Annotated in this window: 32 protein-coding genes; 12 read left to right on the top strand and 20 right to left on the bottom strand. The window is 41.4% G+C overall.

Translation table 11 applies throughout. From position 1 onward, the window contains the following. The first annotated feature begins 11 nt into the window (after positions 1-11). A complete protein-coding gene (locus tag HV340_RS08885) occupies positions 12-896 on the top strand; it encodes a D-hexose-6-phosphate mutarotase (protein WP_063156113.1) in 885 nt (294 codons plus the stop codon). A gap of 47 nt (positions 897-943) precedes the next feature. On the opposite strand, the gene HV340_RS08880 is transcribed toward HV340_RS08885, so the two are convergent. From HV340_RS08880 to HV340_RS08865, 4 genes are all read right to left on the bottom strand, one after another. Further along, positions 944-1,798 carry an aldo/keto reductase gene (locus tag HV340_RS08880; protein WP_063925076.1) on the bottom strand — a complete coding sequence of 285 codons (855 nt, stop codon included), beginning with the start codon at positions 1,796-1,798 and terminating at the stop codon, positions 944-946. 91 nt (positions 1,799-1,889) lie between these two features. Further along, positions 1,890-2,639, bottom strand: coding sequence for a MipA/OmpV family protein (locus tag HV340_RS08875; protein WP_014169638.1), 750 nt, complete (start codon positions 2,637-2,639; stop codon positions 1,890-1,892). 499 nt (positions 2,640-3,138) lie between these two features. Continuing rightward, entirely contained in the window at positions 3,139-3,360 is a 222-nt protein-coding gene (locus HV340_RS08870) for a DUF2188 domain-containing protein (protein WP_181216468.1), read from the bottom strand. Positions 3,361-3,451: 91 nt separating this feature from the next. Then, positions 3,452-4,165 carry a methyltransferase gene (locus HV340_RS08865; protein ID WP_181216467.1) on the bottom strand — a complete coding sequence of 238 codons (714 nt, stop codon included), beginning with the start codon at positions 4,163-4,165 and terminating at the stop codon, positions 3,452-3,454. A gap of 45 nt (positions 4,166-4,210) precedes the next feature. Here HV340_RS08865 and HV340_RS08860 point away from each other — a divergent pair, with 45 nt between their 5' ends. Beyond that, the gene (locus tag HV340_RS08860) at positions 4,211-4,459 is read left to right on the top strand and encodes a hypothetical protein (RefSeq protein ID WP_181216466.1); all 249 of its coding nucleotides are present in this window, start codon (positions 4,211-4,213) and stop codon (positions 4,457-4,459) included. A 64-nt stretch (positions 4,460-4,523) separates the two neighbouring features. Here HV340_RS08860 and HV340_RS08855 read toward each other — a convergent pair whose 3' ends face one another. The 5 genes from HV340_RS08855 to HV340_RS08835 form a co-directional block, all read right to left on the bottom strand. Continuing rightward, a complete protein-coding gene (locus tag HV340_RS08855) occupies positions 4,524-5,264 on the bottom strand; it encodes a hypothetical protein (protein WP_181216465.1) in 741 nt (246 codons plus the stop codon). A gap of 279 nt (positions 5,265-5,543) precedes the next feature. Next, positions 5,544-5,846 carry a hypothetical protein gene (locus HV340_RS08850; protein ID WP_181216464.1) on the bottom strand — a complete coding sequence of 101 codons (303 nt, stop codon included), beginning with the start codon at positions 5,844-5,846 and terminating at the stop codon, positions 5,544-5,546. Between the two features lie 3 nt (positions 5,847-5,849). Then, entirely contained in the window at positions 5,850-6,173 is a 324-nt protein-coding gene (locus HV340_RS08845; RefSeq protein ID WP_181216463.1) for a hypothetical protein, read from the bottom strand. Between the two features lies 1 nt (position 6,174). Next, complete coding sequence (locus tag HV340_RS08840; RefSeq protein ID WP_181216462.1) at positions 6,175-6,786, bottom strand: hypothetical protein; 612 nt, start codon at positions 6,784-6,786, stop codon at positions 6,175-6,177. Positions 6,787-6,795: 9 nt separating this feature from the next. Further along, positions 6,796-7,227: a hypothetical protein gene (locus tag HV340_RS08835; protein ID WP_181216461.1), complete on the bottom strand. Its 432-nt coding sequence runs from the start codon at positions 7,225-7,227 to the stop codon at positions 6,796-6,798. 39 nt (positions 7,228-7,266) lie between these two features. Between HV340_RS08835 and HV340_RS08830 the strand changes: the two genes are divergently transcribed. Further along, the gene (locus tag HV340_RS08830) at positions 7,267-7,713 is read left to right on the top strand and encodes a glycoside hydrolase family protein (protein ID WP_181216460.1); all 447 of its coding nucleotides are present in this window, start codon (positions 7,267-7,269) and stop codon (positions 7,711-7,713) included. 224 nt (positions 7,714-7,937) lie between these two features. Beyond that, positions 7,938-9,058, top strand: a protein-coding gene (locus HV340_RS08825; RefSeq protein WP_085950818.1) for an IS3-like element ISSen4 family transposase whose coding sequence is annotated in 2 segments (ribosomal slippage) — positions 7,938-8,196 and positions 8,196-9,058 — 1,122 coding nt in all. Because the reading frame shifts where the segments join, the coding sequence is not laid out codon by codon here. Between the two features lie 9 nt (positions 9,059-9,067). Here HV340_RS08825 and HV340_RS08820 read toward each other — a convergent pair. Both HV340_RS08820 and HV340_RS24440 read right to left on the bottom strand, forming a co-directional pair. Further along, complete coding sequence (locus HV340_RS08820) at positions 9,068-9,229, bottom strand: hypothetical protein (RefSeq protein WP_181216459.1); 162 nt, start codon at positions 9,227-9,229, stop codon at positions 9,068-9,070. A gap of 37 nt (positions 9,230-9,266) precedes the next feature. Continuing rightward, positions 9,267-10,736, bottom strand: coding sequence for a DUF1983 domain-containing protein (locus tag HV340_RS24440; RefSeq protein WP_181216458.1), 1,470 nt, complete (start codon positions 10,734-10,736; stop codon positions 9,267-9,269). A gap of 274 nt (positions 10,737-11,010) precedes the next feature. Between HV340_RS24440 and HV340_RS08810 the strand changes: the two genes are divergently transcribed. Beyond that, entirely contained in the window at positions 11,011-11,934 is a 924-nt protein-coding gene (locus HV340_RS08810; RefSeq protein ID WP_001118619.1) for an IS5-like element IS903B family transposase, read from the top strand. Positions 11,935-11,979: 45 nt separating this feature from the next. On the opposite strand, the gene HV340_RS08805 is transcribed toward HV340_RS08810, so the two are convergent. Both HV340_RS08805 and HV340_RS08800 read right to left on the bottom strand, forming a co-directional pair. After that, positions 11,980-12,234 carry a phage terminase large subunit family protein gene (locus HV340_RS08805; RefSeq protein WP_249415716.1) on the bottom strand — a complete coding sequence of 85 codons (255 nt, stop codon included), beginning with the start codon at positions 12,232-12,234 and terminating at the stop codon, positions 11,980-11,982. Positions 12,235-12,277: 43 nt separating this feature from the next. Further along, on the bottom strand, positions 12,278-12,823 hold the full coding sequence (locus tag HV340_RS08800; protein ID WP_229255560.1) for a terminase small subunit: 546 nt from the start codon (positions 12,821-12,823) through the stop codon (positions 12,278-12,280). Positions 12,824-12,858: 35 nt separating this feature from the next. Here HV340_RS08800 and HV340_RS08795 point away from each other — a divergent pair, with 35 nt between their 5' ends. Further along, positions 12,859-13,422, top strand: a complete 564-nt coding sequence (locus tag HV340_RS08795) for a hypothetical protein (RefSeq protein WP_181216456.1) — start codon at positions 12,859-12,861, stop codon at positions 13,420-13,422. 162 nt (positions 13,423-13,584) lie between these two features. After that, complete coding sequence (locus HV340_RS08790) at positions 13,585-14,394, top strand: chaperonin (RefSeq protein ID WP_181216455.1); 810 nt, start codon at positions 13,585-13,587, stop codon at positions 14,392-14,394. Between the two features lie 40 nt (positions 14,395-14,434). Here HV340_RS08790 and HV340_RS08785 read toward each other — a convergent pair whose 3' ends face one another. Continuing rightward, on the bottom strand, positions 14,435-15,109 hold the full coding sequence (locus HV340_RS08785; RefSeq protein WP_181216454.1) for an EAL domain-containing protein: 675 nt from the start codon (positions 15,107-15,109) through the stop codon (positions 14,435-14,437). A gap of 197 nt (positions 15,110-15,306) precedes the next feature. Between HV340_RS08785 and HV340_RS08780 the strand changes: the two genes are divergently transcribed. From HV340_RS08780 to HV340_RS08765, 4 genes are all read left to right on the top strand, one after another. Beyond that, complete coding sequence (locus HV340_RS08780; protein ID WP_181216453.1) at positions 15,307-15,642, top strand: hypothetical protein; 336 nt, start codon at positions 15,307-15,309, stop codon at positions 15,640-15,642. Positions 15,643-15,702: 60 nt separating this feature from the next. After that, positions 15,703-16,266, top strand: a complete 564-nt coding sequence (locus HV340_RS08775) for a hypothetical protein (protein WP_181216452.1) — start codon at positions 15,703-15,705, stop codon at positions 16,264-16,266. Between the two features lie 8 nt (positions 16,267-16,274). Next, positions 16,275-16,880, top strand: coding sequence for a hypothetical protein (locus tag HV340_RS08770; RefSeq protein ID WP_181216451.1), 606 nt, complete (start codon positions 16,275-16,277; stop codon positions 16,878-16,880). A 201-nt stretch (positions 16,881-17,081) separates the two neighbouring features. After that, the gene (locus HV340_RS08765) at positions 17,082-17,816 is read left to right on the top strand and encodes a hypothetical protein (RefSeq protein ID WP_181216450.1); all 735 of its coding nucleotides are present in this window, start codon (positions 17,082-17,084) and stop codon (positions 17,814-17,816) included. Positions 17,817-17,830: 14 nt separating this feature from the next. Here HV340_RS08765 and HV340_RS08760 read toward each other — a convergent pair whose 3' ends face one another. The 6 genes from HV340_RS08760 to HV340_RS08735 all read right to left on the bottom strand — a co-directional run bounded on the left by HV340_RS08760 (position 17,831) and on the right by HV340_RS08735 (position 24,332). Next, positions 17,831-18,115, bottom strand: a complete 285-nt coding sequence (locus HV340_RS08760; protein ID WP_181216449.1) for a hypothetical protein — start codon at positions 18,113-18,115, stop codon at positions 17,831-17,833. Positions 18,116-18,511: 396 nt separating this feature from the next. Further along, on the bottom strand, positions 18,512-18,907 hold the full coding sequence (locus HV340_RS08755) for a DUF2778 domain-containing protein (protein WP_345944390.1): 396 nt from the start codon (positions 18,905-18,907) through the stop codon (positions 18,512-18,514). Between the two features lie 702 nt (positions 18,908-19,609). Continuing rightward, positions 19,610-21,004 (bottom strand): hypothetical protein, encoded by a 1,395-nt coding sequence (locus HV340_RS08750; protein ID WP_181216448.1) that lies wholly within the window; start codon positions 21,002-21,004, stop codon positions 19,610-19,612. Between the two features lie 54 nt (positions 21,005-21,058). Then, positions 21,059-21,580, bottom strand: a complete 522-nt coding sequence (locus tag HV340_RS08745; protein ID WP_181216447.1) for a hypothetical protein — start codon at positions 21,578-21,580, stop codon at positions 21,059-21,061. A 72-nt stretch (positions 21,581-21,652) separates the two neighbouring features. Beyond that, a complete protein-coding gene (locus tag HV340_RS08740) occupies positions 21,653-21,820 on the bottom strand; it encodes a hypothetical protein (RefSeq protein WP_181216446.1) in 168 nt (55 codons plus the stop codon). A 577-nt stretch (positions 21,821-22,397) separates the two neighbouring features. Beyond that, entirely contained in the window at positions 22,398-24,332 is a 1,935-nt protein-coding gene (locus HV340_RS08735) for a recombinase family protein (protein WP_181216445.1), read from the bottom strand. 77 nt (positions 24,333-24,409) lie between these two features. Between HV340_RS08735 and yeaG the strand changes: the two genes are divergently transcribed. Further along, on the top strand, positions 24,410-26,344 hold the full coding sequence (yeaG, locus tag HV340_RS08730; protein WP_181216444.1) for a protein kinase YeaG: 1,935 nt from the start codon (positions 24,410-24,412) through the stop codon (positions 26,342-26,344). Positions 26,345-26,366: the final 22 nt, after the last annotated feature.

Here is a 26,366-nt window from a genome sequence, read left to right as displayed (position 1 = left end):
AGGATTGCTTAATGATTAATAAAATTTTTGCACTTCCGGTAGTCGAACAACTTACCCCTGTGCTCTCCCGCCGCCAGATTGATGGTGCGGATATCATCGTCGTTGACCACCCGCGCGTAAAAGCCTCCGTGGCGCTGAACGGCGCACACCTGCTCTCCTGGAAACCTGAAGGCGAAACGGAAGCACTGTGGCTGAGCGACGCGACTTCCTTTAAAAAAGGGGATGCGATTCGCGGCGGCGTGCCTATTTGCTGGCCATGGTTTGGTCCTTCCGCTGAGAAAGGCCTGCCTTCTCACGGTTTTGCCCGTAACCAGCAGTGGACGCTGAAAGCGCACAATGAAGACGATAACGGTGCGGTACTGACCTTTGAGCTGCAGGCGAATGATGAAACCCGCGCCCTGTGGCCGCACGATTTCACCCTGTACGCACGCTTCAAGCTGGGCAAAACCTGCGAAATCGAACTGGAAGCGCACGGTGAATTTGAAACCACCTCCGCCCTGCACACCTATTTCAACGTTGGTGACATCAGCGCTGTGAAGGTGAGCGGCCTTGGCGATACCTTTATCGACAAAGTGGATAACGCGAAAGAAGGAAAACTGAGCGACGGCATTCAGACGTTCCCGGACCGTACTGACCGCGTTTACCTGCATCCGGAAGCGTGCAACGTGATCCACGACAGCGCCCTGAACCGTGGTATCGAAGTGGTACACCACCATCACAGCAACGTGGTGGGCTGGAACCCAGGCCCGGCACTTTCTGTCAGTATGGCCGACGTGCCTGATGACGGTTACAAAACCTTCGTCTGTGTGGAAACGGCGTGCGTCACTGCGCCACAAAAAACCAGCGAAGAAAAACCGTCTCGCTTAGGGCAGACAATCAGTATTGTGAAGCGCTAATACGCTACCGCCCCTCTTCCTGTAAAGGAGAGGGGCATGCGTCAGGATTAAACGACATCCAGCGGGAGTTTATGGGTGGGTGGTGGGAAAGCATTATCCAGTTTGTGACGTTCTTCCGCGGTGAGGGTTATCTCCAGCGCTCCAGCGTTGGCGTTAACATGCTCAATCGAGGCCGCTTTCGGTATGGCAATAACACCCTGCTGGCGGATAACCCACGCCAGCAGAATTTGGGCGGCAGTGGCGCGGTGGTTATGCGCGATGGCATTCACGACCGGATGGTTCATCAGCCCCGAACGCAGGCGCCCGGCCTGAGCCAGCGGGCAGTAAGCCATCACCGGCATCGCCTGTTGCTGACACCAGGGAAGCAGATCAAATTCAATTCCCCGTGACGCCAGATGATAAAGCACCTGATTAGTGGCACAGGCGGAACCGCCCTCTTCACGCCACAGCGCCTGCATATCTTCATAATCCAGGTTTGAGACGCCCCAGCGGCCAATTTTTCCCTGCTGCTGGAGTCTTTCCATCAGCGTAATGGTTTCATCCAGGCCATAGTTACCGCGCCAGTGCAGAAGGTAGAGATCGATGTGGTCTGTCCCGAGACGTCGCAGACTGGCATCACACGCCGCCTGGCCTTTCAGACCGCCAGCGTTCCACGGGTAGACTTTTGATACCAGAAAAACGTTGTCGCGCTGGCCCTTAATGGCCTCCCCGACCACCTCTTCCGCTCCGCCTTCGGCATACATTTCAGCGGTATCAATTAACGTTAACCCCAGATCAATGCCCGCCCGCAGTGCATTCACTTCGGATTTACGCTGGCTGGCTTTTTCTCCCATATACCAGGTACCCTGTCCAATAGCCGGAAGTGGACGCCCTGCGGAAAAGGTCACGGTTTTTACGCTCATATCATCCCCTCTTTTTCGTTGCACCACACCAATGCAAACGGGGCGCAAGCGCCCCGTTTTGATGCAATGATTGCACTGTTTTAATGCACAATCAGAACTTGTAGGACACACCGACTGAGAATATGCCCGCCCAGGACTTATCAACCATCGGGCTGTCTTTCACTTCATCGCTCAGACGCTCATAGCGCCCGGTACCGTAGACGTTCCAGTCACCGAGGAAGTTATAGCTTGCCGTCAGCTCAAGGTACGGATCCCAGCCGTCGTCCGCACTGTAGCTCTTCAGACCGCTACGACGGGATTCGTTCTTAGAAACACCATAGTAGTAGTCGTTGTAGTTCTCACTGTTATATTGCACACCGATACCCGGGGTTAGCGTTAACGCACCGTTGGTGTAGCGATAGAGCCAGGCCAGATCCCAGATAAAACCGTTGCTGTTATCCAGCGTATCCCCCGCAAGCGCGGTACGCAGGAAGCCATATTCGGTGTTATGCACATAAGAGAGTCCCGCCATCATGGTGCTCTTACGCTTATCGAGCTGGCGAAGCGCATGACTGTCGCTGTCACCCGGCTTGAAGTGCGTCGGATCGTAGTAAGCCATGATGGAGAGCTTGTCGGCCGTATCATTCCAGAGATAGTAGCCACCGCCCAGACCGCGGAACCAGAAGTTATCGCCTTCATAGGTGACAACCGGAACTGGATAAACATCACGATCATACTGTTTGTATGGGCTGTTAATCACGCCAACGCCCGCGCCAACAGTCCACTGACTTTCCGCCGCCTGTGCAGTGCTAACAGCGGTTGCGGCAAGTACGCCCAATGCCAGAAGTTTGAGTTTGGTCACAATCCATTCTTTCCTGTAGTCAAATAATCAGCGAGAGAAGTTTAACCGCCATTGTCGTACATCCCAAAATTTTTTGCCTGCTAATCAGTCTGATTAACCCGTTATTTTCAACTTTTCAGGTGACAGCCTGCTTTCATTTATATGACTACTGAATGAAAAACGTGCTTTTACCCTAAAACAGCAGGGTAAATTTTTGGATGAGTTATTGATATGTCATTGAAATTAGATTTTATCGGCATGCAAGTTTTGCAAATGCCATCTACGCTTTAAATTAAGAAGAGTTTTTTCTGAACACCCTGCGGTTCTTAGCGTCTGACCTGGCACACAGGTTGCTGCTCTGGCAGTGAGGTGCGAGAGATTCTCTTCCGGGAGCCTCCACTACTCATACGAACGGCTCTTATCCTGTGCTAAAAAACGAAAGGACGCATATGATCATCAATAGGAACATTTGTAAAATTCAAAAAAAAGAGGCCAAAAGCCTCTTTTGTCTTAGTGAGCATTAACCTTTCGGTGGGTATGGATCCTTACCATGCGAGTCGCTATCTCGAATCTGTCCGTTAGGGCGATGAATGACTAATTCGCTCCCCTGATTTCGGGATATAGCTCGCCCAGCATCAATAGCTTCTTGCTGAGTACGGTGAGTTGATGTCACTTTTCCGTTACCTTCACCTCTGACAGCCCATTGTCCGTTATGAGGCACTACATGTTGTTTTTTACCCATACCAGTTACCTGCTGTGTGAAGTACACCATATGGTGTCACTTCTAATTATAGACACTATATGTAGCGTTACGTTTGCATGAAATCACATTTTTAGTACTCAACCGTCACAACCTCACAAATGACCGTTGTACCGTTCCACTCATCTTTGTAGATACTGGTGTCAATACCGCAACCAGCTTGGAAAGTGTACCCCGTATCATTAACAAACTTCTGGTACTTAGCTGTTTGTACTGAAGCGTCATAGTACCTATGGCCTGAGTACTTAAACCCTGCGGAACCTTGCGGTACGATCCATACCCCATATGAGGATAAGGTACTCGCATGTTCAATCACCTTGTATTCAAACTCTGAGCCTGTATAACGGCCTATATACGCTTCTGATGTGTTGATCTTACCGAAAGGTGGATTGCCATAGGCAACATCATAGAAACGGTCTGGTGAGTAGTGGAGAGCATCACCAGTGATCCACTCCGCCTCCGGTAGTACCCTCTTCCCAATCATCACGTATTCAGGGTTAAGTTCAACGCATGTAATGTACGTTGGCTTGTTTCTTAAGTATTGGTAGTAACTGAGTCGACCGATACCCGCACATAGTTCGATACACCGACCAGTACACCCAGCATCAAGTATGAAATCCCATGCAAGCATTTCAGGGGTAAAGAAAGCACCAGTTGCTCCTATACCATCGCCTTTGTAGTTGTTGAAGATGAACTCTTTATTGTCTTGTGTGAGTTGCTTATCAGAGTGGATGAGATCCATAACCTGAATGTGTAATGCTGATTCCTTTTTAGTAATTCTTGCCATAAGATACCCTTGTACAGTAGTTGTACGGGTATTTAGGAAATAATAATGAAATCCCTAATAATGATTCTTATCCCGTTAACATTAGCGGGATGTGCAGCAGTAGAATATAATGATGGTAAAACTGTTAGTATTCAGTCTGACGGTTGGTATGGTTTAGATAGCTTACAAAAAACAGCAAATGAAGCATGTCAGCAGTATGGAAAGGAAAAGGCAACATACGTTCATAGTGCCAATATGAACCCACATCTACCTAAAGGTAGTGGTGTACAGAATACGATCTGGAAGTGTGAATAAATTTTTGGGCTACAATTTAATGTAGCCTAAAATAATTCTCTATAACATCTAATAATTAATCTAATCATTTAAAAACAAATAAACTATCCACATCGACAGTATCACTTTGTATTTTAGAAACTTCATTATTGAACTGTTTGTAATAATATAAGGATTGCGTAATAGAGTCATTGAGCTTGTCAAGTTGTGACTCTACCTTACCTGGGTTAACAAACTGACCAAGTTCTTCATTATTTTCATATTCTAATGAAGTTATAAGGACTTCTCGAATACCAATCACACTAAGCATCAAAAATTGGTGATTTCTCAGAATTTTATCAAAAGTATCAACATCATCTCTAATTTTGCAACCAAGTATAGATGCACTCAGCAAATTTGTTTTTAATATATTATTTTTATTATGTAAATCTTTAACTACAGCACTTAATTTTTCATTATACTTAATAAAAACATCAATACAATAATGCTCTTCATCGGGGGTCAAACTTTTATGAAACCGTTTTATAGTCTGCTCCAAAACATAGAGGCTATCAAAAACCTCATCTAATTGTGAAATCTGTGGCAAATCCTTTTGAATTATATCAAAAGCTAATTTTGCTGCATTCTTTCTTTTTTCCTGAACTAAATAATCTTTTGCAAAATAGAAGGCATAAAAAGCTATTAAAAGCGATACCATCGATGATATAGCACTTATATAATCAGTAATTTTAACATCTTTGAATAGAGCAGGATTAAAAATAAACAGCGAGCACAATAACAAAAATGTAAAAATCAGAACCACAGCCGTGGAGATTATATATTTCACAATCAATACCTCTAAAATATATTAACTTATGTTCAAGTGCGGTCGATTTATCAACATTAGATCAACAAAATACATGTAATGTTATCAACAAAGAGCTTTTAATTTCAAGTGTTTTATAAAAATAATTAACACTATATAGCATAATTTCTTATTAATTGCTTCATAAACCAACGAAATTGTTTTGCATACATTATTAACAACACAATTGCTTTTATACATTTAAAAAACAACATAAGCAACCCTTTTAAAATTTAAAAAAGCCCTTATGGGGCTTTATAATTAGTTACCACTAAGTAGCAAAATTAGAATTCTGATAATGTCAGATAGTGGCAACGAGAATACAACGATACCAAAGTAATCTAAGATAGGTACTATAATGTAGTTGTATGTAATAATGATAGTACATGCATAACCTAAGAATGATCTCCAGCCTCTACCAGCTTTGATCTCTTCACGGTTTGTTTCCTGTGCTTCATTCGTTTTTTCTGTTTCAAGTTCGTCTTTAGATTTTTCAACTTCGGTTTTATTCTTGGTAAAAAGGCTAATCCCTGATTTGATAAGATCCATGATAATACTTAACATATTTTATCCTTGTATTTGGCAAACACAAGAAACTACGCGATGACCTTTAAAGATGTGGTTGTAAGATAATAGTACCTTTACTTCTAATTGTTCTTTTAGTAGTTCAACCATCAATACATCATCTTCATTTACTTTAGGTGTTGTATGATGATGAAAACTATATACGACTAAATCGCCTTTTGTTTTGTCTACTTTCTTTTTTATGAGCTTACTACCAGATAGTGCTTTATCATATGGTATGGTTACACTTACTGGTTGGATTGTCTGAAAAGAAAAATCTGTTAGTACAGAATGATCATAACATGGGAAATTTTCTAAGTTATCCATCTTAATTCCTCCAACGGTAATCAAACGTACCGCGTAATGTTCTTAATTGTTCTATTACTTGTTTCTCGGTTTCATCGTAGAAATCAAACAATGGTTTTCTGCCTACGGAACCATAGTAACCAATAACCCTCTTTTCACGTGCCAGCTTTGGATTACGCTTAGATGATTTCTTGGTAGTGTCGATTAAGTACGAGTTACCGTTCCTGCTCTTCACCTTTTTGTATTTATTACTTCTGGATTTAGCCCGAAGTTGCTTAATGTTCCCTTCTTTAGTCATATTTGCGTTACTACTAATAGGAATGATTTTCTTTTCTGTAGTAGTCTTATAGGAAGGGTCAAGGATGTACTTTAAGTATGAGGTTTGGTTAGGTAATACTATGATCTGGTTTACGGTTTCAAAGTTATTAACTTTTTGAAATTTGAAGAATACAGAACGTGATGTAAATGACACTACCCCGCCTGCCGCTTCACTGCTTATCTTCTGTTGAATTTCTTTCGAAACAATCCGCATACGATCACTTAGTTCTTTCTTGAACTGTGAACCTATACGTGGGCTGTTTCGGTTAATGAAGGTTCTCATATTTTGTGGGCTATGCCCTCTACGCCATGCCATAAATCATCCTTAATTTAAAATTTCATATAGTGATTGTAGGATTCCACTTATACGTACAGCATCCTTACCACTTGGCAGACGTGCCTTATGCATAACGGAAAGATTAATATTTCCCATTTTCAATCCCTGATTAATGATTAGTGCTGTTTCTACAAATAGTGTTTCTTTCATTGATGGAAAAGCCCATAAAATGGTACGAGTATAATCTAATCCATCTTCTATCTTTTGATTAACTATCTTTGAACTTGAACTGTACTCACGCCATCCATTTTCAACTGAATTAGCTTTTAGTTTCTTAACGTCCTTAACTCTCTTATACATCTGTTTACTACCTATATAAAAAGTACTGTCTTCAAACTGGAACAAGTACACGAATCCAACATAACTACCGTTTGTTAATTCTTCCTCACTCCAATTATCATTGTAATTCCACTGCTTCATATAAATACCCTATGATAATTGTTATAAGGTATTTATTTAATGGATTTAAAAAACAGGCTAATTAGCTATGAGGGATCAATTGCCTATCAAACTAAAGTTGGTTATTTTAAGAATGGTAAATTTTGGACATATAAAGATAGTCTTGGTTATCCAACTATTGGGTACGGTCGACTACTAAAACCTGGTGAATCATATCCAAACGGTATTACACCAGAACAAGCCGAACGGATGTTAGAAGAAGATATCAGTACTGCTAAGTCTGCTGTTAGCTCATTAGGATTAGATTTGCCTGCTGACTGGCAGTACTTCCTGACCATTATGGTTTTTCAACTTGGCCTATCAGGTACTTTAAAGTTCAGAAAGATGATGCAAGCCTTACGTGAAAAAAACTATAAGGAAGCGATTGTACAGGCAAAGGATTCACTCTGGTACAGACAAACCAAATCACGAGTAGATCAGATGATTGCAGAACTCACCAACAAATAAAAAAGGGGCTATTTAGCCCCTTTTATTTTTTAGCGTTTCAAGCATTGTAATTACACGCTCAATTTTAATATCAAGCATATGTACACTATCTTCTAAGTTTTTTAATGTCTTCTTCATTTGATCTTGTTCCTGCTCAAGCGAAGTTAGAGACTGTGACCTGCTCCCCGTTGATTAGTACACCCCGATGTTAGTAATGTCTTCATAAGCCACATGAGGACATCCCCATGAAGAAGCGTTTTTCCGACGAACAGATCATCAGTATTCTCCGCGAAGCCGAAGCTGGGGTACCCGCCCGTGAACTCTGCCGCAAGCATGCCATTTCCGATGCCACGTTTTACACCTGGCGTAAGAAGTATGGCGGTATGGAGGTGCCTGAAGTTAAGCGCCTGAAGTCGCTTGAGGAAGAGAACACCAGACTCAAGAAGCTGCTTGCCGAAGCCATGCTGGATAAAGAGGCGCTTCAGGTGGCTCTTGGGCGAAAGTACTGACGACAGACCAGAAGCGGGAAGCCGTGATGTTGATGTGTGATGCGACCGGTCTGTCGCAACGTCGTGCCTGCAGGCTTACAGGTTTATCCCTGTCGACCTGCCGCTATGAGGCTCACCGTCCGGCTGCTGATGCGCATTTATCAGGGCGCATCACTGAGCTGGCACTAGAGCGCAGGCGTTTTGGCTACCGTCGTATTTGGCAGTTGCTGCGCCGTGAAGGGCTTCATGTTAATCATAAGCGCGTGTACCGGCTTTATCACCTCAGTGGCCTGGGCGTAAAACGCAGAAGACGTCGTAAAGGGCTGGCAACAGAACGTCTGCCGCTGCTCCGTCCGGCGGCGCCCAATCTGACCTGGTCGATGGATTTCGTCATGGACGCACTTTCCACCGGTCGCAGGATCAAGTGTCTTACCTGCGTCGATGATTTCACAAAGGAATGCCTGACGGTCACTGTTGCCTTTGGGATTTCAGGCGTTCAGGTCACGCGTATTCTGGACAGCATTGCACTGTTTCGAGGCTATCCGGCGACGATAAGAACTGACCAGGGGCCGGAGTTCACTTGCCGTGCACTGGATCAATGGGCCTTTGAGCATGGTGTTGAGTTGCGCTTAATCCAGCCGGGCAAGCCAACGCAGAACGGATTTATTGAGAGCTTTAACGGACGATTTCGCGATGAATGTTTGAATGAGCACTGGTTCAGCGATATCGTTCATGCCAGGAAAATTATTAATGACTGGCGGCAGGATTATAACGAATGCCGCCCGCACTCCACGCTGAATTATCAGACACCGTCTGAATTTGCAGCGGGCTGGAGAAAGGGTCATTCTGAGAATGAAGATTCCGACGTTACTAACTGAGTGTTGTATCTAATCGTGGGGGCAGGTCAACTGATCCATCAAAGCAACTTTCGTTTCAACGGTAGAAATACGTGCATCCAATTCCTCTTCATCAGATGTTGTATCCCTATAAACAGTCCAGCACAATACTAAAGCTGAAACAATCAATGAACCAATCGTTAAGATGTCCATTTATATTCCTATATATTATATTTGGTAATAGTATTTATTACGCATTATATAAAGGTTGATCACCAGCACGATATAGGAATGAAGACCAGTTAGCAGGAACATTAAGTGAAGCAATGCCACTACGTGAAGTTGTACACATCACATAGATATAGTTCCAATTTCCGCGACCAACAGGAGGTACATATATAGAATTTAATCTGAACGATGTAGAACTACCGCCGTTACCAGCATCATAATAGAACAAGTTAGTTAAACCAATTCCATCACCACCCATACGAATATAGAAGTATTGACGTTCATATGAAGTCAAGCTAATTGATAAATCACTATCAAAGTAACGTGCGAAATCTTCACCACGAATACGCAACGCTACATAGTGTTGGTTAGCTACTGGATCTAATGCGGCCTGACCACCTGAAACAGTACGTGAACCAAAGATAAACGGTACAGGGTTGATACCCGTCGATTGTGGACGGCAAATATCACCTACGATACGTGCGGCACTCAACGTACCAAGAATGTTACAGTTTTCATTGATAGTAACGTTGTTAAGTACACCAGAAGTTGCCTGGATATTCCCACGTACAGTTACGTTACCAAAATTGGCCGTACCGTTCTTGTTAATCATCCACCCGTTCGTACCATCCCAATTAGATGATTGAATTTGCTGGGAAATTTTAGCCGAATCAATAACCCCATTAACAATATGCCCATTAAGGATCGAGGCTTGTGCAATTTTTGAACTGTCCACGGCCTCGGACTGAATTTTGGCCCGTGAAACGGACAGGTCATTTATCATAGCCTCATTTATGCTCGCTGACGCTATCACCGCTGAGTTAAGAAAAACTTTCCCATTTTGAACAACAAGTGGATAAACCCTGTCTGATAGTTTGGCACTATCAGTACTGATGACACTAAAGCGATCCGCCATGACGGTAAAGACTGATGTTTTTTCGTCTGCGGCCAAGGCAATACCAGAAACATTTCCATTGTTCGATACCTGTAGCTGCCAGCGTGAACCAAGTTCATCTACGATCTGTTTCTCAACAATGCCAGTAGCCGTATCACTATTAAGAAGACTATCAATAACATCTTCATTCAATTTGCTGTATGGAACCTTCGTATTCTGGTTAAAGCCGATAGTAGGCGACCATACCAATTCATCCTGTCCGAACACGTCGTAGGCTGCTACACGTGCGAACCATGAATTATCTAAAATTCCAAACGATGCTGAATAGCGGTTAGCACTGCTAAAGTACTTCGAGCCTGAGCTAAACCCCTCATCAAGTGCGATTTGAAGAACTACCCCCGCATAATCCGGTACGTTTGATTCTGTCCAGTCAATGAACACGGAATCATAACCACTCTTCAAATTGATACCTAACAACTGTGGATGTTGTGGGTTACTAACTTCAATCTGAACTTCTTCACTATAGATACCAGTACCCCAACCATGAGCGATAATCCCAAATACACGGTAACGGCTTAGGCCATCAGTGGTATTCATTGCAAATGTATATGTCCAGTTACTTGTATTGGTGTAATACGAGGTGATGTAGTTCCTGTATCGGTCATACACACGAATTTCATAGTGTTTGAAGAAATCAGCAAATGTTTTACCATTTACGGCTATGTTAGCCTGGTCATCCCAACGTAAAATAAAATCTTGAGCATAAGTCTGGTTTAAACCTACATCATCATTCAGGCTTTGTTGAATAAATCGAACTTTTGCTGAGTTGAAGGATCAGATCACGCATCTTCCCGACAACGCAGACCGTTCCGTGGCAAAGCAAAAGTTCAAAATCACCAACTGGCCCACCTACAATAAAGCCCTCATCAACCGTGGCTCCATAACTTTCTGGCTGGATGATGAAGCTATTCAGGCCTGGTATGAGTCAGCAACACCTTCTTCACGAGGCAGACCTCAGCGCTATTCTGACCTTGCCATCACGACTGTGCTGGTCATTAAACGCGTATTCAGGCTGACCCTGCGCGCTGCGCAGGGCTTTATTGATTCCATTTTTTCTCTGATGAACGTTCCGCTACGCTGCCCGGATTACAGCTGTGTCAGCAGGCGGGCAAAGTCGGTTAATGTCAGTTTCAAAACGCCCACCCGGGGTGAAATCGCACACCTGGTAATTGATTCCACCGGGCTGAAGGTCTTCGGTGAAGGCGAGTGGAAAGTCAAAAAGCATGGCCAGGAACGCCGCCGTATCTGGCGTAAGCTGCATCTCGCCGTTGACAGTAAAACACATGAAATCATCTGCGCTGACCTGTCGCTGAACAACGTTACGGACTCAGAGGCCTTCCCCGGGTTAATCCGGCAAACCCACCGGAAAATCAGGTCAGCCGCCGCCGATGGCGCTTACGATACCCGGCTATGTCACGATGAACTGCGGCGTAAGAAAATCAGCGCGCTTATCCCTCCCCGAAAAGGTGCGGGTTACTGGCCCGGTGAATATGCAGACCGTAACCGTGCAGTGGCTAATCAGCGAATGACCGGGAGTAATGCGCGGTGGAAATGGACAACAGATTACAATCGTCGCTCGATAGCGGAAACGGCGATGTACCGGGTAAAACAGCTGTTCGGGGGTTCACTGACGCTGCGTGACTACGATGGTCAGGTTGCGGAGGCTATGGCCCTGGTACGAGCGCTGAACAAAATGACGAAAGCAGGTATGCCTGAAAGCGTGCGTATTGCCTGAAAACACAACCCGCTACGGGGGAGACTTACCCGAAATCTGATTTATTCAACAAAGCCCTTCACTTGTTTCAATTGCTGGAAGAAATTTACCATCCTTGAATTTCTTCACTTCTGATTCAGAACTACTACCAAAAGCAAAGTTACAGGGATCATTTGCCATTAGACTAAAAGCGATTGATTGAAGTACTGTTGTTTTCAAAAGCTGTGAACATGATTGAAGTACAATCTTTTTAGTACTTCTCTCTTGAGCTATATCCATTGGTTCTTTTTGGAAACTAAAGGGTATCCAATCAAGGCCCATATTCGGCCCATCAACAAATTTAACTACACCATTACTAATCCACTCACTGGTTTTCTGAATCTTCGGCGGTTGTATCGTTGGTAGTACTTTCTTCAGAATCCTCGTTAATTTCTTTTTGTTTGTTTCCATCCTCTAATACTTCCATGTCATCGGGTAGCTCAAATTCCATTGAGCCTAATTGGTATAATGTTTTATCAATATGCGTTCTTAATACATCGCGTAAATCCTTTGCATCTGATTGTGCAAATAATTCAAGATAAGTTTTTGATGGTATTGCACGTACTGCTGTTTTGATCTGGAATAGATATTCTGTTAGTACTTGTTCTACATATTCAGTACTGACCACCAGCCCATTCTTTTCTGCTAATTCTAATTCTGCTAACTGCCTTTCTGCTGAAAGTTTCTTCAAACGTTCTTGTTCAATTTGTTCTTTTGTATTAGTATCACGCAACGGCTTTAGTACATTATCTACAATCCAACTTCTTGCGTTAGAATCAGTGCCTGTCGGCATTCCCTTTTCTACCCAAGTTCGAACTGTAGATTCATCGTATCCGTACTGTCTTGCTAATGATCTTAATGAGATATCCATATTTAATCCTTTTTATTTTATTTATAGGGTTTTCAATGTCAGACCGTAACAATGATTTTTCTCTGTTAGTCAAATTGCTGAACGGGTTTTTGAAGAAAGATGAGATAAAAAAACGGCTATATTCTTTTGTTGAAAAAGAAACTAATGATTGGGAAAAATGGCTGCAAATAGAATTTGCTCATTATCTCACTTCAAAAAAGAAGTACGAGCTACATCGTGAAGTCACAATATACCTCGATCCAATAGATTACCCTGATAGCAGACTTGCTAAAGTAGATTTAATTCTGCGTGAAAAATCCTCACCCTCTGATGATTATATTTTTATAGAGTTTAAATGTACTAAACGTGTTGCATCATTGGTTAGGGGCTTAGCGGCCGACCAAAAGAAAATTAGTGCTATTAGACAGTGTAACTACAAAATGCGTAATTATCTTGGTGTCGGGTTTCATCTTTTTTGTGAACCAGATGATATCCATTTTATGGAAAAGTACGTTAGTGAAGAACTCAATGGCTCTTACGCTGTTTTTAAACTATGTGAGTGTCCCGTAAGATATAATTGCCAATGTGAATTAAATGAAATTGGCGTTGTTCTTTTTTGATTGCGGTGCGGGTATAGTTATTTCGTTCACACACAAATGATTAAATCCGGTGGCGAAACTACGCGGTCTTTAGAAAGTTCAGGGAGAACCTATTTTTTTATAGTTGATTATTTATTCAATTAATTTTATATTCTTTCTAATTGCCTTGGAGGATAAGAACGCATGAGCAAAATTACAGAAAGACTTAAACATGTAAGAATTGATGAGGGTTACTGCAATATATGCGGGAATTTTGGGAGACTCACCAGAGACCACGTACCGCCTAAGAGTGCATGCAAGCCGGAGAAAATGCTTCAGAAGTCTGTTGTAGAATATTTTTCACTTAGTGAAGTTCGCCCTCTTGATGCTAAAATTGGTACAACTTTTAAAACCATATGTATCAAATGCAATAACGACCTGTTAGGCTCGCTTGATAATGAGATTGGTAAAGTAACAAAAGAATTCACGCTACTACTAAATCATTATTTTAAGGGTACATCATTTCCTTACAACATGATTTCTTTCAAGGCCGATGTTGTTGTATTTACACGAGCAATGGTAGGCCATTTGCTTGCAGCTACTTCAGTAACAGATTGCATAAACCCACCTGTTGATTCACCTTTTTACACCCCTTTAAAAAAATTTGTTCTTGGTAAAAATGAGGACATACACGCTACTCACGACTTTTACTATTGGTTTTATCCTCACAAGCTGCAAATAACAGCCCAAACTGTTGGCTTCTTTAATAACGGTCATAACTGTGTTTGTTCATGCCTACATTTCTACCCAATGGCTTTTTTAGTAACACAAGCTGGTGAAGGTACATTCCCAGCACACGCAACACAACTCACGATGAATGATAAGAAGCTGTACTTCAACATGACTTCCAGTAATTTCAAATATGTTTCTTTCCCTTTTGTTCCTCTTGAAGGCAACCAGATGACTTTGATGAGTTCTGGTCATACCTGCGTCAGCTACCCAAGCAACAAGTAAAATTGATACATTTTAAGGCCACTCAAAAAGCGGCCTTGGTTTAAATTAAAGTATCTACCTTTAGAAAATTAACTGACCTGTACAGATAACCTTGTACTGCTGATACTCCAGCATTGCGTAGTACTGGTAGTTCTTGCCGCTGCTCTACTCCCTCAACGATCACATACGGGCAGTACTTCATAATGTTCTTCATCAGTATGTTGAATGTGGGTTTCTGTACTTCCTGACGATAGAACGCTCTATCAAGTTTTACCGCCTCATAGCATCCAGTAGTTAGTGCTTCGACATTGGCACGGCCTGAGCCAAGATCATCAAGGAACAAACGATAGCCAACGTTTAACATTGTTCTGAGTATCGGATGTTCAATACCCATTTCAAGCCCTTCAAAGTTCTCTGAGATCTCAAGCCTGATGAAATCCATCTTATCCAATAGCTGAATAATATCCCTGTCAAAGACACATAGCCGTGCCTGTACGGTATCAACGTTAACGGTACAGAAAAGCCGGTGTTCTCTGAACCATGACGCAAGAACTTCTACTGTCTCTAATTGTTGTTTGAGTAGTTCCTTCTTCCCTTCGACCGTCATGGCCATGATGAAGTACTTACTGTTCAGTACTGGAAGTTCTTCACGGTGAAAGCGTGTTAGCAGTTCGCATCCTACAAGCTGGCCTGCCGGAGTCATTATTGGTTCCGCAATGAAGGTTTTAGTTATCATCCGTGCTTATCTCTAAAAATGGTAGATGATCAATTATTGATCATTTTTAGATATCAATGATAGAGCTACCCTGCCAAATAACATTACTTAAGCTATTGAAAATGATCATTTTTATGTAATTTTTAGCGTTTCGTATTGATCAACACCAAACCACTGTATAAATTTACAGTATCGTGATCTCATCGGAGGGCAGGAAAATGGGTAATAAGAATCTGTTTGATCCAAGTGTTAGAAAGGGTGTTCAAATGTTTTGGCAGTGCGGACAACTGATAGTAGTTGTTCATTCTGGAGGATACTTGGAATGTATTGAAGACGGGCAATGTGTCTTGTTCGAGACAACACCTCATGAGGATGGTACTCGTTTGTACTGGTTCGGTGTGGCTTCAAGTAACGCATACTACTTTATGCTTGAGGTAGCTCAACCAGTGGATATCTTTGCTGTCAGTAGTTGGTTCTACGCACAACAAGCTATGTTAGAGGCACATGATAAGGATGATGCATTCTGTGATATGCAGGGTGAGCTGCCGTTTTGATAGCACCTTAAACAATGTTGTGGTACATACAATACAAAAGATTTTATCGGGAAGTGATTCATGGATTGGGGCAATGGTTCAGATCTGATTAGTGCTGCCTGTAATGCAGTAATGGCAGTGGTAGCTGTGTATGCTGCTGCAAATGCAAAAGATTGGCTTTCACCTAAACTTAATGAGCGAAAATTTAAATTTGCAGATGAACTTATTGATCAATTCTGTAAGTTACAACAGGAATCTTTTTACTTGCATAGTGATGTTAAACAATTGATTAATACAGAACCTGATGAGCAACATGATGAAGCTAAATTCAGGCTGCTCTGGGAAGAGCTTTTGCAAAGAGAAACAACATATAGAAAAAATATAATCAATTTACGTACAGCGATGGAAAGGATGGATCTTTGGGGATTGCAGCCTATTAATGGACGCCATTTCATTGAAATAATAGAGTCACATTTATCTTTAACATACACAATAAGTGATGCATTATCTGTTGGATCTGAAGAGATTTTTGTAAAACTACCTGTTTGTTTTGATTTCGACATGAGGATAAGTGAAAAGTATAGAACTGTTCGAGCCTCACATAACAATATAATAAAGCACTATAGCGAACTATTTACTGATTGAGGTGACTTATGGCTTGGTATGAAGTAACTGGGACAATAGCGGATTGGGTAATGGCTGGTGCTGCTGCATATGCCGCGTTTAATGCCAAACAATGGTTCTCTCAAAGATCTCACACTAAGGGTTTTGATAAAGCGGAGGAAATTTTATCTACAACTGATTGTCTATATAACTCAACATATAAAACCATAGAAGAACTTTATCCAGTCCTTAATTATCTTAATGAATTGAATAGTGGTCTAAAAAAACCCGATTTAAAAAAAGCTCAAGAATTTGAGTTGTCAGAAAATAAACACAGAGAATTTATATCAAAAATTGACAATTTAGTAAAAGAATTGGATCTTATGGAAAGATGGTCAATTAAAGTTGAAAACAAAGACATTATCCTCGGAGTCACTAAATCGCTCAGAGAAGTTAATGCATCTGCTTGCAACGCTTTTATATCAGTCCAATCAAGCATTCTTGAATGCGTCAACAATAACCAACGAGGCTTTGAGTTAAGTAAGAAAAATTTCAAACAACATTATGAGGAATATTTAAAAACCCTGGCTATTTCAGAAATAGCCTATAATAAATTTAAAAAACAAAAATTTATAACTTTCTTCAAGGTCAAATAACCATTTCCTAAATTGATTACCTACAGAACAGGAGTAGTTAGTTAATGATTAACAAATGTTGTGAAGTCACACGCCCACCCACACCTTAAACTTAAACAAACCTACCCAAAGTGGGTGGGCGTGATGTTCAGAGTGTACTTGATTGTGGCTGTAATGGTAAAGTACTAACTCAAGATTCACTATCATGCCGGAAACAAGTAAATGGAATATAAAATTCTAAACCAAACAATACTTGCAGTTGTATTGATTCTTTCATTACTTTTGATTTGTGTCATCTTGAAAGCACTTTTTTTTGGAAGTAATAACTTTTCATGGGGAAGTTTCACAGATTGGATTAGTTCTTTATCAACGCTGGGGACTTTAGCGGTTGCTTATGCCGCATATAAAAAAGCACCAGAATGGATGTCTCAAAAGCACTACGATGTAGTTTCTAAGATTATTGAAGAAGCTATATATGAAGACTTGCGAAAGCTGTCATCACTTAGTAATCAATATAAAAGCCATATTGTCCATACATGCATGACTCTTAAAACATGCTTAAGAAATCATGAAGAGTTACCTCACCAAATGGGGGAGACTTTAGACAAAGTAGAAAATTTGCTAATCGAATTTTTCAATTTATCATACTCAATACAAAATAGATTAAAGGCCATCCCGAGGTATAACTATATTATCACCCCTTATACTGTGAATATAATGAACAATATAAAGCATATAGCTGATAGTTATAATAGTCTTCAAATTCAATTTGAACAGGCGGCCTCTGAAGTTCCAATGCTTATGCATGCAGGTGAAGAAGCTATAAGTATAACGAAACAAGAAATTAGCAATTTACAGCTTGAGGCTATCGAATTAAACAATTACTTGAAGGATTTTGTCAAATCGATTTACAATGATAATAAATCAATAACTGCGTTTATTAATATTATGAAGTAAGTATCACAATCTTATCACTGTGGCATACATTTAAGATTAAAAACTAAAATAGTATAAAGCATTGTTGCAGCTTCAATAACAGTCTCTAAGTACTGATTTATTAGGCTTTCATTGAAGTACTCATCCTTTCTATCTCTGATGGTTAAGTACTGGAACGGCTCACCTAAATCTCTTACCCTCGAATCGAAGGTTTCCATCTGCAAACCATCAGCACCATTAGTTTCAATACGTACTTCCTCTGTAACATACAGGAAGTAGTATGTCCCATCATCGTAGGTGTTAAATTCCATTCTTATCATTTCGTAAATCCTATAGTGGGTTAGTACTGCTAACCTTTACAGGTATTTACTAATAATCATGAAGTAATCACTAAAACAGAGCATATGACTATTTGAAAAATACCCTCACCATATGCAGTGAGGGTACTTAATAAAATTGGGTATTAACGATTGGCCTTAAACTTTCTTAGTACTAAACGTGCGAGCAAGAACAGTACCGTAGCGTAGATGAGTACCATCAGGATTAAGGCAATGAACCTTACCGGATCTGCATCAGCTTCATATGAACCACTCAGGCCGGAACCGAAAGTACTATAGGCGGTATCCATGACCCATTGAGTTAGTCCATTGAGAGGCTTACCGAAACTTGATAGCCACCATGCAAAGACAATACAGATACTGTATATGGCCGCATTCTTAACGAATCCTGCACTTCGCATAGTCGCTCCCCCCTTGTACATCAACATAACCATATGCCATCAATCCAGTCCTTGATCCTGGTACTTTAACCTTTTTAGTACGGAGCAACTGACTACGTACAGTATAGAAATCCGGTCGATTGACGAAAGTAATACACCCCTCTGAGAAACCAGAGCCATCCGGCCTGAGTGGATGTAACCGGAAACTACCACGTGATACACCGTTAATCATTATGCTATCTGTCATGGTTTGAGCACTAAAGAGTGCAAACCATTCGGAGTGGTCATTACCTGTGATTGTATCAACGCCCCATGCCCGGATCTTATTCAATGTAGAGCCAGTTGGCCTGTCTACTATCCAGTACCGTCCAGTAGGTATTGCACTGTTAGGCATAAACGCACAGTTGGGATCATTGGTATATGGATTTTGCCCACTGAAAACCGAGAAAGTTCCTATTCCATAGACGTGTAATTTGGCATAGCCATTATTATCAATGTCGTCGTATGTCATCCTCATTATTTGCATTTTGTTTTCCCTGCTGTTTGCATCTGGCAATTCTATCATATGGATAGTGCATTGAGCAGACCTATAAAAAATGGTAGGAAGATAGCGATAGTGGTACTGAAGAACTATGTTTCACTACAGCGAATTTCACCCCTTTGGTTGGAATAATAACAAGGGTAATTGTCAGTACATAAAGGGCTTAAACAGCCCGATACCCCGCCCTTTGAGCGAAGCGGTACAGCGAAATACCTTAGGCACGTAGTGCCGCCCCCTACTTTTATGTACTTAATGAAAAAAGAAATTGAATGATATTTGTATGTACTCGCCAGTATTAGGTACTTTCAGGAAGAAGTACATTAACTACTCAAGCGAGCACATAGAAATAGAAATTCAAAGCCGAACGCGTTAGCGTTTGTGCTTCTTTATATTAATCTCGATAAGGCAGTTGCAAGCAACCGCCTTATGTCGAACTCACTGCGAAAAAAAGAACGAGCAAAGCCCGTTCTTTTTGTTCTTGCTCGGTTTTTTTTTCTAATTTTGTCTCCTTTTATTACCTATAATATTAGATAGTTTTTAGAGACATTTTTATGATCATAGGAGTGAATTGTACTTAGATACAAAATGTGCTCTTTGTTGTTCATTGAGTACTAACTGTGCTTTCTTGTTCATCCACTTATTGAATAACTCAATTGTAGGGAACTGTTCAAGAGATATGCGTTGGTATGCCTTCTTCTGTGAAGTACTGAGATTTAAAGGAACAAAAGTACTAACTGATTTGGCACTATTTGTTACTTCAATTCCTAAATCTAAGAAGATAGGTGTATCTGAAAGTGAAAGTGCTTGTTCTTTATCGAACACATAGATATCTACTACTTCATCACTTTTATAATCGCGTAGTTTGGTACGCTGTACGAATTGATATAGTTCTTCCTTCTCTCGTGCCTGTACTATCTGTTCGTATGTAAGACCAAACATTAGTTCACACTGTTTTACTTCTACATTGGAAGGTTTGAGACTACTTAACCAAACGGCTTTTGTATAGCTCTTGTAATCATTGATACCACGGCTTTTTGGCGGTACATACTTACCATTAAGTACCTTTTCACTCTGATCGCTGTTCACGGTAAAGATGTAATCAGTAAGGTTCTCTCTTACCCATGCTAAAACCTTCTCAAACTGTTCTGGGGAGTTTGAACGTAGTGATGCCGTCAAAGGTACATCACTAAAGTAATGTACTCTCATGCGTTGATTTAGGGGTACTGTTCGCTCTCTAAGTGACAATGTTGTACGTTCAAAACTATCAGGGGATGACAAGTACACAAGGGTGTTCTCAAAGTCATTAGCCATAAAGGTAATATCAAGCCCAATGAAGCGTTTTAGGTTCACCCATGACATAACCTGTAGCTGGTCTTTCTCCTGCTTGTACTGATTAGTACCACCTACTTTCTCAAAGAAACGTGCATTGAAAAGGAAGTGATCGTACTGCTGCACGAAAGCAAACGCTTTAGCGGCATTTTCAAGTACTACATCATCAAAATCGGTGACAGGTTTAGCCGTTACGTGATTATCCCCTACTGCTTCAAAGCTATGAAACAACTCATTCTCAATGAGTGATTTCTGGTTTGTATTAGGTGTAGCAAAGTGATGGAAAGAAACAACATCATCAAGATAGATTTTCCATTTTTGTAGTAACGTAATATCACGTATCTTTAGGAAAGCAATATCAGTTATTATTAGTACACGGTGTGTAGGGTTTAGTAGAAACTCAATCATATCCTCATGGACATTTTTTGAAGTTACTGATGTGATTAGTTTTGCCACTTCACCTAAATCTTTTGCGGTCTGCTGTGTAAGATGTAATGTACCCTGGACAACAATATAGTTATCTGGTGTTCGTAAAATTTGCTGTACCAACGAGTGTGTTTTACCACTACCACAATCACCGCTGATAAACTTCATTTTATTTTTCGATAAATAGTTATACATTATATAATATCTCCATATATTTTATGGCACTACCTCCACGTAGTGCCTTTTTTATTAAATTTTGTTAGCGTGTTCTAATAGTGCCGCACTTAGTTTTTCAAACCCCTTGTACTTCTCAGCGAGTTCTATCAAACGTGCCTTACGCCACTTCATATGTACTTTATGTGCTTCAAGTTCTGTGGGATAAGTACCTAAACAAATCTTTTTCCCATCAACACTACAATAAGCTTTGAATTTCTTACCTGATGCTTCAACACCTTTCATGTACTTACCAGGTTTGGTACTTTTGAAGAGTTGGTTAACTTCAGGAGGAACATACATACAGTTTTGAGGTGAGTACTCACGAGAACCAGGAGTTAGTATATCTTTATCAAGTTGCCAATCTTTTACATAATTCTGATCATGCCAATCTAAGAATGATGTTAGATTACTAAATTCTTTACTAACATCTACATCAGCATAATCAGGATTGTACAATGTCCTATCGAACATGTTATTGAATGCCTTACGACCTGCTTTTAGATTTGGGTAGTCTTTATGTTCACGTACATTTTTTAAATTATTAACTCTTTCCATTTTAAGAATCCTTTCTTTTGTGGTGAAACATCCTGTCTCACCATTTGCTATAACTTTATTAGGCGTACAGCATTAGCCTTTTTTCAAAATAATGAATTGCGTCAGTAGGTGCTGAAAAGCACTTGCCAATGTTTCACGCTCGCAGACGCCACTCTTAGATAGTTCCTGCAATGCGATTAACTGAGCGTCAGTTAATCGCACGGTCACACAATTAGTTTTTACATCATTTTTGTTTTTCATTTATTTTTCCTTATTTAATGATTTCGATTTCGTAATAAAACCTATGTAAAAAGAACCCTACGGCGTAGGGTTCTTTTCAATGGAAGGATAGATGAGTCACAATCTATATATTATTTATTATTATTTTTCGAAACATGCGAGATATGTGAAGACATTTTTAGTATAGGATTTTTTTCAAAATCGTTTCACGGATTTTTAAATCCTTATTGTTGATTCAATCTGGAAGTACTGAAGAAGTTGGGAAACAGCATTAAGTACTTGATACCTGTATTATACCATGTTTATTTTTCCCGTTTCAGGTAGTTCCTAACCCATCTATTTATTACTGGTATCTTCAAAGGTAGTGTAATGATACATAGCACCATAAAGAAGATTGAACAGACTATGTACATGGGGAATATAACTAAAATGTAAAGAATGGCTGCGAGTACTTCTATTAGAAAATTCATTTGAGGTTCCTTTTTAATTATCTTTTAGATATTTATTCGGAACCTTCAAAAAGTTGTTGAAATGAAAGGTAGTATGTGAGGGTTTGAACACTCTTGTTTATTATCAATCAGCCAAGAGTGTTCATAAGTTAATCTATCCAATCAATCAAATCTTCATTCACCAAGATCTCAAAATTTTCACGATTGAGTAAATTAAGATACAATCCAACATCATCCAGTGTTTTTGTACGACTAATAGCAAGTGACCACATATCAGTACCAGATGTTACTGACGCAATGAATACTGTTTTACCTTCTTCATTGACCGTATAAACACGTTCACCATTAGATTCTGAAATGACAATTTCATGTAGTACTTCACCACCACCACGCTTATTATCAATCACAAGTACATGGGATAGGATCTCATTGAAATATTCTAACTGAACGAAAATACGCTTTCCAAAAATCCAGTACTTTACTGATTTAAGTACTAATCTTAATTCCTTTCTTAGCTTTGCACGTAGTTCAACATTCATCGGATCAAGTACTTTATTAATATCAAAGTCAAAAACAGGGATTTCTTTGATATTTTTAGCATTTAAAATATCGGATTCAATTTCTTCAATTCTATCTTGAACCTCGGTCAAACCAGTCATTAATGGTAAAGAGGTCTTCTTACCTGCTACCTTACGTTCATTAATTTTTATCTGATAGGTTTCCTCTTCCTTCTTCAGAGTAGACAATTCTTCTCGTAACGATGCCAGCAAAAGGTCAGAATCAGACTGTCCTTCCATCATTAATTTATTGAAATCGATGTTTTTGACAAGCTGAAGAATATTCTTCTCAATTCTTGTGTACTGGAAAGATTTGGCATCACAAATCTTCTTCTCTTCCCTGTTGCGACAAATGACGTACTTAGTTCTGACATGGTTATAGTGAATGGCGATGTTCCCTCCACAATTACCACACTTTAATATTTTGGGGAACAGGTTTGTGATGTAATCATCCTGAGCAATTGTTATATCCTTACGAATACGATTGGCTATACCATTCCTTGATAACTTCTCATTGACCCGTTCAAAAGTGAGATTATCGATAATCTTCATAGTAACTACTTTCTTATCGCGTAGTACTCGCAATACATTCACGGTACTCCATCCCTTGGGCAGGCGTTTAACAATTGCCCCTGAGCCAAGTCCACTTTCGTACAGTTTAAAAATTTCACGAACTACATCCGGTTCAAGTAACAGATCCTCGGCTGGCTTTTTCTTCTCCAGCATTACGCGATCCATCATTCTGTTCGCCGTTAAGAACAAGTCTTCATCAATTATTTTCGGGTAAACATTTGGTACAACCTCACCATTATATCGCTCATGTTCACCCAATAAGCGGCGGTCACGTATTAGCCTTGACACTGTTACCATCTGCCACTTTTTACCGATACGCTTAACAATCTCTCCAGTACTAAGCCCTTCCCTATACCACTCGAGACACTTAACAATAAGTTCAGCCTGTTCAGGGATCACCTGATACTTGTTATCAACATTTTTTAACCAGTTAGGCATACGATTGGAAATCACCTCTCCATTCTGTAATGCACGTAAAATTTTGTTATCCCAAGCTAACTTAGCACGTACCGACTTCATCAATGATTCATTGTGCGAGCGATGCTGTATGAGTTCCATATGGATTTTCGACATAGGATCATCTTCCCGTAACACAAGGTTTGTAGAAATGTCGTGAATCTCAATCCCACTATTCACGATGAACTGGATAGTACTTTCAGCCCAACTTGAACGACGCGATAACCTATCAAGGCTAATGACTATAAGTGCGTCACCCTTACCGTACTTGCGATCCCGCACATCCTGTAAAAATTTACCAAGATTCGACGTAGCTGAAATGTTGGCATTTTTGTATGCCGATAATCCTGCGTCCTGTATAAAAATCCTGTCAGTACTGAATTTTCCAGCATTTCGGTCTAAATATGCTGTCAAAGATGACCGTTGGTCGTCCAAACCATTTGCCATCACTGCTTGATAGATTGTTGAAACTCTCTCATAACATATAGGACGGAGCATTTTTTATCCCGTTGAAGAATTAAGCTAAAAGTGCTGATTCACAAATGTTCCCAGATTATACAAAAGGACGGCATGCCATGAATATATTCGATCACTATCGCCAGCGTTATGAAGCTGCCAAGGACGAAGAGTTCACACTGCAGGAGTTTCTTACCATTTGTCGGCAAGATCGCAGTGCCTATGCCAATGCGGCAGAACGGCTATTAATGGCTATTGGTGAGCCAAACATGGTTGATACTGCCCTGGAACCTCGGCTTTCCCGTCTCTTTTCGAATCGGGTGGTCGCCCGCTACCCGGCGTTTGAAGAGTTCTATGGTATGGAAGATGCCATCGAACAGATTGTCTCCTACCTGAAGCATGCCGCCCAGGGTCTGGAAGAGAAGAAACAGATCCTTTATTTACTCGGCCCTGTGGGTGGGGGTAAATCATCACTGGCTGAACGTCTGAAATCACTGATGCAGCGCGTCCCTATTTATGTGCTGAGCGCTAACGGTGAACGCAGCCCGGTGAATGACCATCCGCTGTGCCTGTTTAATCCGCAGGAAGATGCGCAAATTCTGGATAAAGAGTTTGGTATTCCGCGGCGCTATCTTGGCACCATCATGTCGCCTTGGGCGGCAAAACGCCTGCACGAGTTTGGTGGGGATATCACCAAATTCCGCGTCGTCAAGGTGTGGCCATCCATTCTGGAACAGATTGCTAACGCCAAAACTGAACCGGGGGATGAGAACAACCAGGATATCTCCGCCCTGGTGGGTAAAGTCGATATTCGTAAGCTGGAAAACTACGCGCAAAACGACCCGGATGCCTACGGTTACTCGGGTGCGCTGTGCCGCGCCAACCAGGGGATTATGGAGTTCGTTGAGATGTTTAAAGCACCGATTAAAGTGCTGCATCCGCTGCTGACGGCCACCCAGGAAGGCAACTACAACGGTACGGAAGGTATTTCCGCCCTGCCGTTTAACGGCATTATCCTCGCGCACTCAAACGAATCTGAGTGGGTCTCCTTCCGTAACAACAAAAACAATGAGGCGTTCCTTGACCGTGTCTACATCGTCAAAGTGCCTTATTGCCTGCGGATCTCCGAAGAGATAAAAATTTACGAGAAACTGCTTAACCACAGTGAGCTGGTACACGCACCTTGCGCACCGGGCACCCTGGAAACGCTGTCGCGCTTCTCCATTCTCTCGCGCCTGAAAGAGCCGGAAAACTCCAGCATCTACTCGAAAATGCGTGTGTATGACGGGGAAAGCCTGAAAGATACCGACCCGAAAGCGAAGTCTTATCAGGAGTACCGCGACTACGCCGGTGTGGACGAAGGGATGAACGGTCTGTCCACGCGTTTCGCCTTTAAGATCCTCTCCCGCGTGTTTAACTTCGACCATGCGGAAGTGGCGGCGAACCCGGTTCATCTGTTCTATGTGCTGGAGCAGCAAATTGAACGCGAGCAGTTCCCGCAGGAACAGGCTGAACGCTACCTTGAGTTTCTGAAAGGCTATCTGATCCCGAAATATGCGGAGTTCATCGGCAAAGAGATCCAGACCGCCTACCTGGAGTCTTATTCAGAGTACGGGCAGAACATTTTTGACCGTTATGTCACCTATGCTGACTTCTGGATCCAGGATCAGGAGTACCGCGACCCGGATACCGGCCAGCTGTTCGATCGGGAATCCCTGAACGCAGAGCTGGAAAAAATCGAGAAGCCGGCCGGGATCAGTAACCCGAAAGACTTCCGTAACGAGATTGTGAACTTCGTCCTGCGCGCCAGAGCGCATAACAACGGACGTAATCCGAACTGGACCAGCTACGAGAAACTGCGCACGGTAATCGAGAAGAAAATGTTCTCCAATACCGAAGAGCTGTTGCCGGTGATTTCGTTTAACACCAAAACGTCAACCGATGAGCAGAAAAAGCACGACGATTTTGTCGACCGTATGATGGAGAAAGGCTACACCCGTAAACAGGTTCGCCTGCTCTGCGAATGGTATCTGCGCGTACGTAAATCGTCTTAATACAAGTACAAATGCCCGGTAG

Source organism: Enterobacter sp. RHBSTW-00975, from assembly GCF_013615235.1.
Lineage (GTDB): Bacteria > Pseudomonadota > Gammaproteobacteria > Enterobacterales > Enterobacteriaceae > Enterobacter > Enterobacter ludwigii.
This window is presented reverse-complemented; position numbering and strand designations above follow the sequence as displayed.

Excerpts from the sequence above, each read along its gene's own strand:
- HV340_RS08790 (WP_181216455.1), top strand. The coding sequence starts at position 13,585 with ATGAGCAAAATTACAGAAAGACTTAAACATGTAAGAATTGATGAGGGT.
- HV340_RS08785 (WP_181216454.1), bottom strand. The coding sequence starts at position 15,109 with ATGATAACTAAAACCTTCATTGCGGAACCAATAATGACTCCGGCAGGC.
- HV340_RS08805 (WP_249415716.1), bottom strand. The coding sequence starts at position 12,234 with ATGGGCCTTGATTGGATACCCTTTAGTTTCCAAAAAGAACCAATGGAT.
- HV340_RS08740 (WP_181216446.1), bottom strand. The coding sequence starts at position 21,820 with ATGAAAAACAAAAATGATGTAAAAACTAATTGTGTGACCGTGCGATTA.
- HV340_RS08745 (WP_181216447.1), bottom strand. The coding sequence starts at position 21,580 with ATGGAAAGAGTTAATAATTTAAAAAATGTACGTGAACATAAAGACTAC.
- HV340_RS24440 (WP_181216458.1), bottom strand. The coding sequence starts at position 10,736 with ATGAATACCACTGATGGCCTAAGCCGTTACCGTGTATTTGGGATTATC.
- HV340_RS08845 (WP_181216463.1), bottom strand. The coding sequence starts at position 6,173 with ATGGATAACTTAGAAAATTTCCCATGTTATGATCATTCTGTACTAACA.
- yeaG (WP_181216444.1), top strand. The coding sequence starts at position 24,410 with ATGAATATATTCGATCACTATCGCCAGCGTTATGAAGCTGCCAAGGAC.
- HV340_RS08860 (WP_181216466.1), top strand. The coding sequence starts at position 4,211 with ATGAAATCCCTAATAATGATTCTTATCCCGTTAACATTAGCGGGATGT.
- HV340_RS08755 (WP_345944390.1), bottom strand. The coding sequence starts at position 18,907 with ATGCCTAACAGTGCAATACCTACTGGACGGTACTGGATAGTAGACAGG.
- HV340_RS08750 (WP_181216448.1), bottom strand. The coding sequence starts at position 21,004 with ATGTATAACTATTTATCGAAAAATAAAATGAAGTTTATCAGCGGTGAT.
- HV340_RS08775 (WP_181216452.1), top strand. The coding sequence starts at position 15,703 with ATGGATTGGGGCAATGGTTCAGATCTGATTAGTGCTGCCTGTAATGCA.
- HV340_RS08870 (WP_181216468.1), bottom strand. The coding sequence starts at position 3,360 with ATGGGTAAAAAACAACATGTAGTGCCTCATAACGGACAATGGGCTGTC.
- HV340_RS08830 (WP_181216460.1), top strand. The coding sequence starts at position 7,267 with ATGGATTTAAAAAACAGGCTAATTAGCTATGAGGGATCAATTGCCTAT.
- HV340_RS08735 (WP_181216445.1), bottom strand. The coding sequence starts at position 24,332 with ATGCTCCGTCCTATATGTTATGAGAGAGTTTCAACAATCTATCAAGCA.
- HV340_RS08880 (WP_063925076.1), bottom strand. The coding sequence starts at position 1,798 with ATGAGCGTAAAAACCGTGACCTTTTCCGCAGGGCGTCCACTTCCGGCT.
- HV340_RS08760 (WP_181216449.1), bottom strand. The coding sequence starts at position 18,115 with ATGATAAGAATGGAATTTAACACCTACGATGATGGGACATACTACTTC.
- HV340_RS08820 (WP_181216459.1), bottom strand. The coding sequence starts at position 9,229 with ATGGACATCTTAACGATTGGTTCATTGATTGTTTCAGCTTTAGTATTG.
- HV340_RS08770 (WP_181216451.1), top strand. The coding sequence starts at position 16,275 with ATGGCTTGGTATGAAGTAACTGGGACAATAGCGGATTGGGTAATGGCT.
- HV340_RS08795 (WP_181216456.1), top strand. The coding sequence starts at position 12,859 with ATGTCAGACCGTAACAATGATTTTTCTCTGTTAGTCAAATTGCTGAAC.
- HV340_RS08850 (WP_181216464.1), bottom strand. The coding sequence starts at position 5,846 with ATGTTAAGTATTATCATGGATCTTATCAAATCAGGGATTAGCCTTTTT.
- HV340_RS08835 (WP_181216461.1), bottom strand. The coding sequence starts at position 7,227 with ATGAAGCAGTGGAATTACAATGATAATTGGAGTGAGGAAGAATTAACA.
- HV340_RS08800 (WP_229255560.1), bottom strand. The coding sequence starts at position 12,823 with ATGGATATCTCATTAAGATCATTAGCAAGACAGTACGGATACGATGAA.
- HV340_RS08840 (WP_181216462.1), bottom strand. The coding sequence starts at position 6,786 with ATGGCATGGCGTAGAGGGCATAGCCCACAAAATATGAGAACCTTCATT.
- HV340_RS08765 (WP_181216450.1), top strand. The coding sequence starts at position 17,082 with ATGGAATATAAAATTCTAAACCAAACAATACTTGCAGTTGTATTGATT.
- HV340_RS08780 (WP_181216453.1), top strand. The coding sequence starts at position 15,307 with ATGGGTAATAAGAATCTGTTTGATCCAAGTGTTAGAAAGGGTGTTCAA.
- HV340_RS08885 (WP_063156113.1), top strand. The coding sequence starts at position 12 with ATGATTAATAAAATTTTTGCACTTCCGGTAGTCGAACAACTTACCCCT.
- HV340_RS08865 (WP_181216467.1), bottom strand. The coding sequence starts at position 4,165 with ATGGCAAGAATTACTAAAAAGGAATCAGCATTACACATTCAGGTTATG.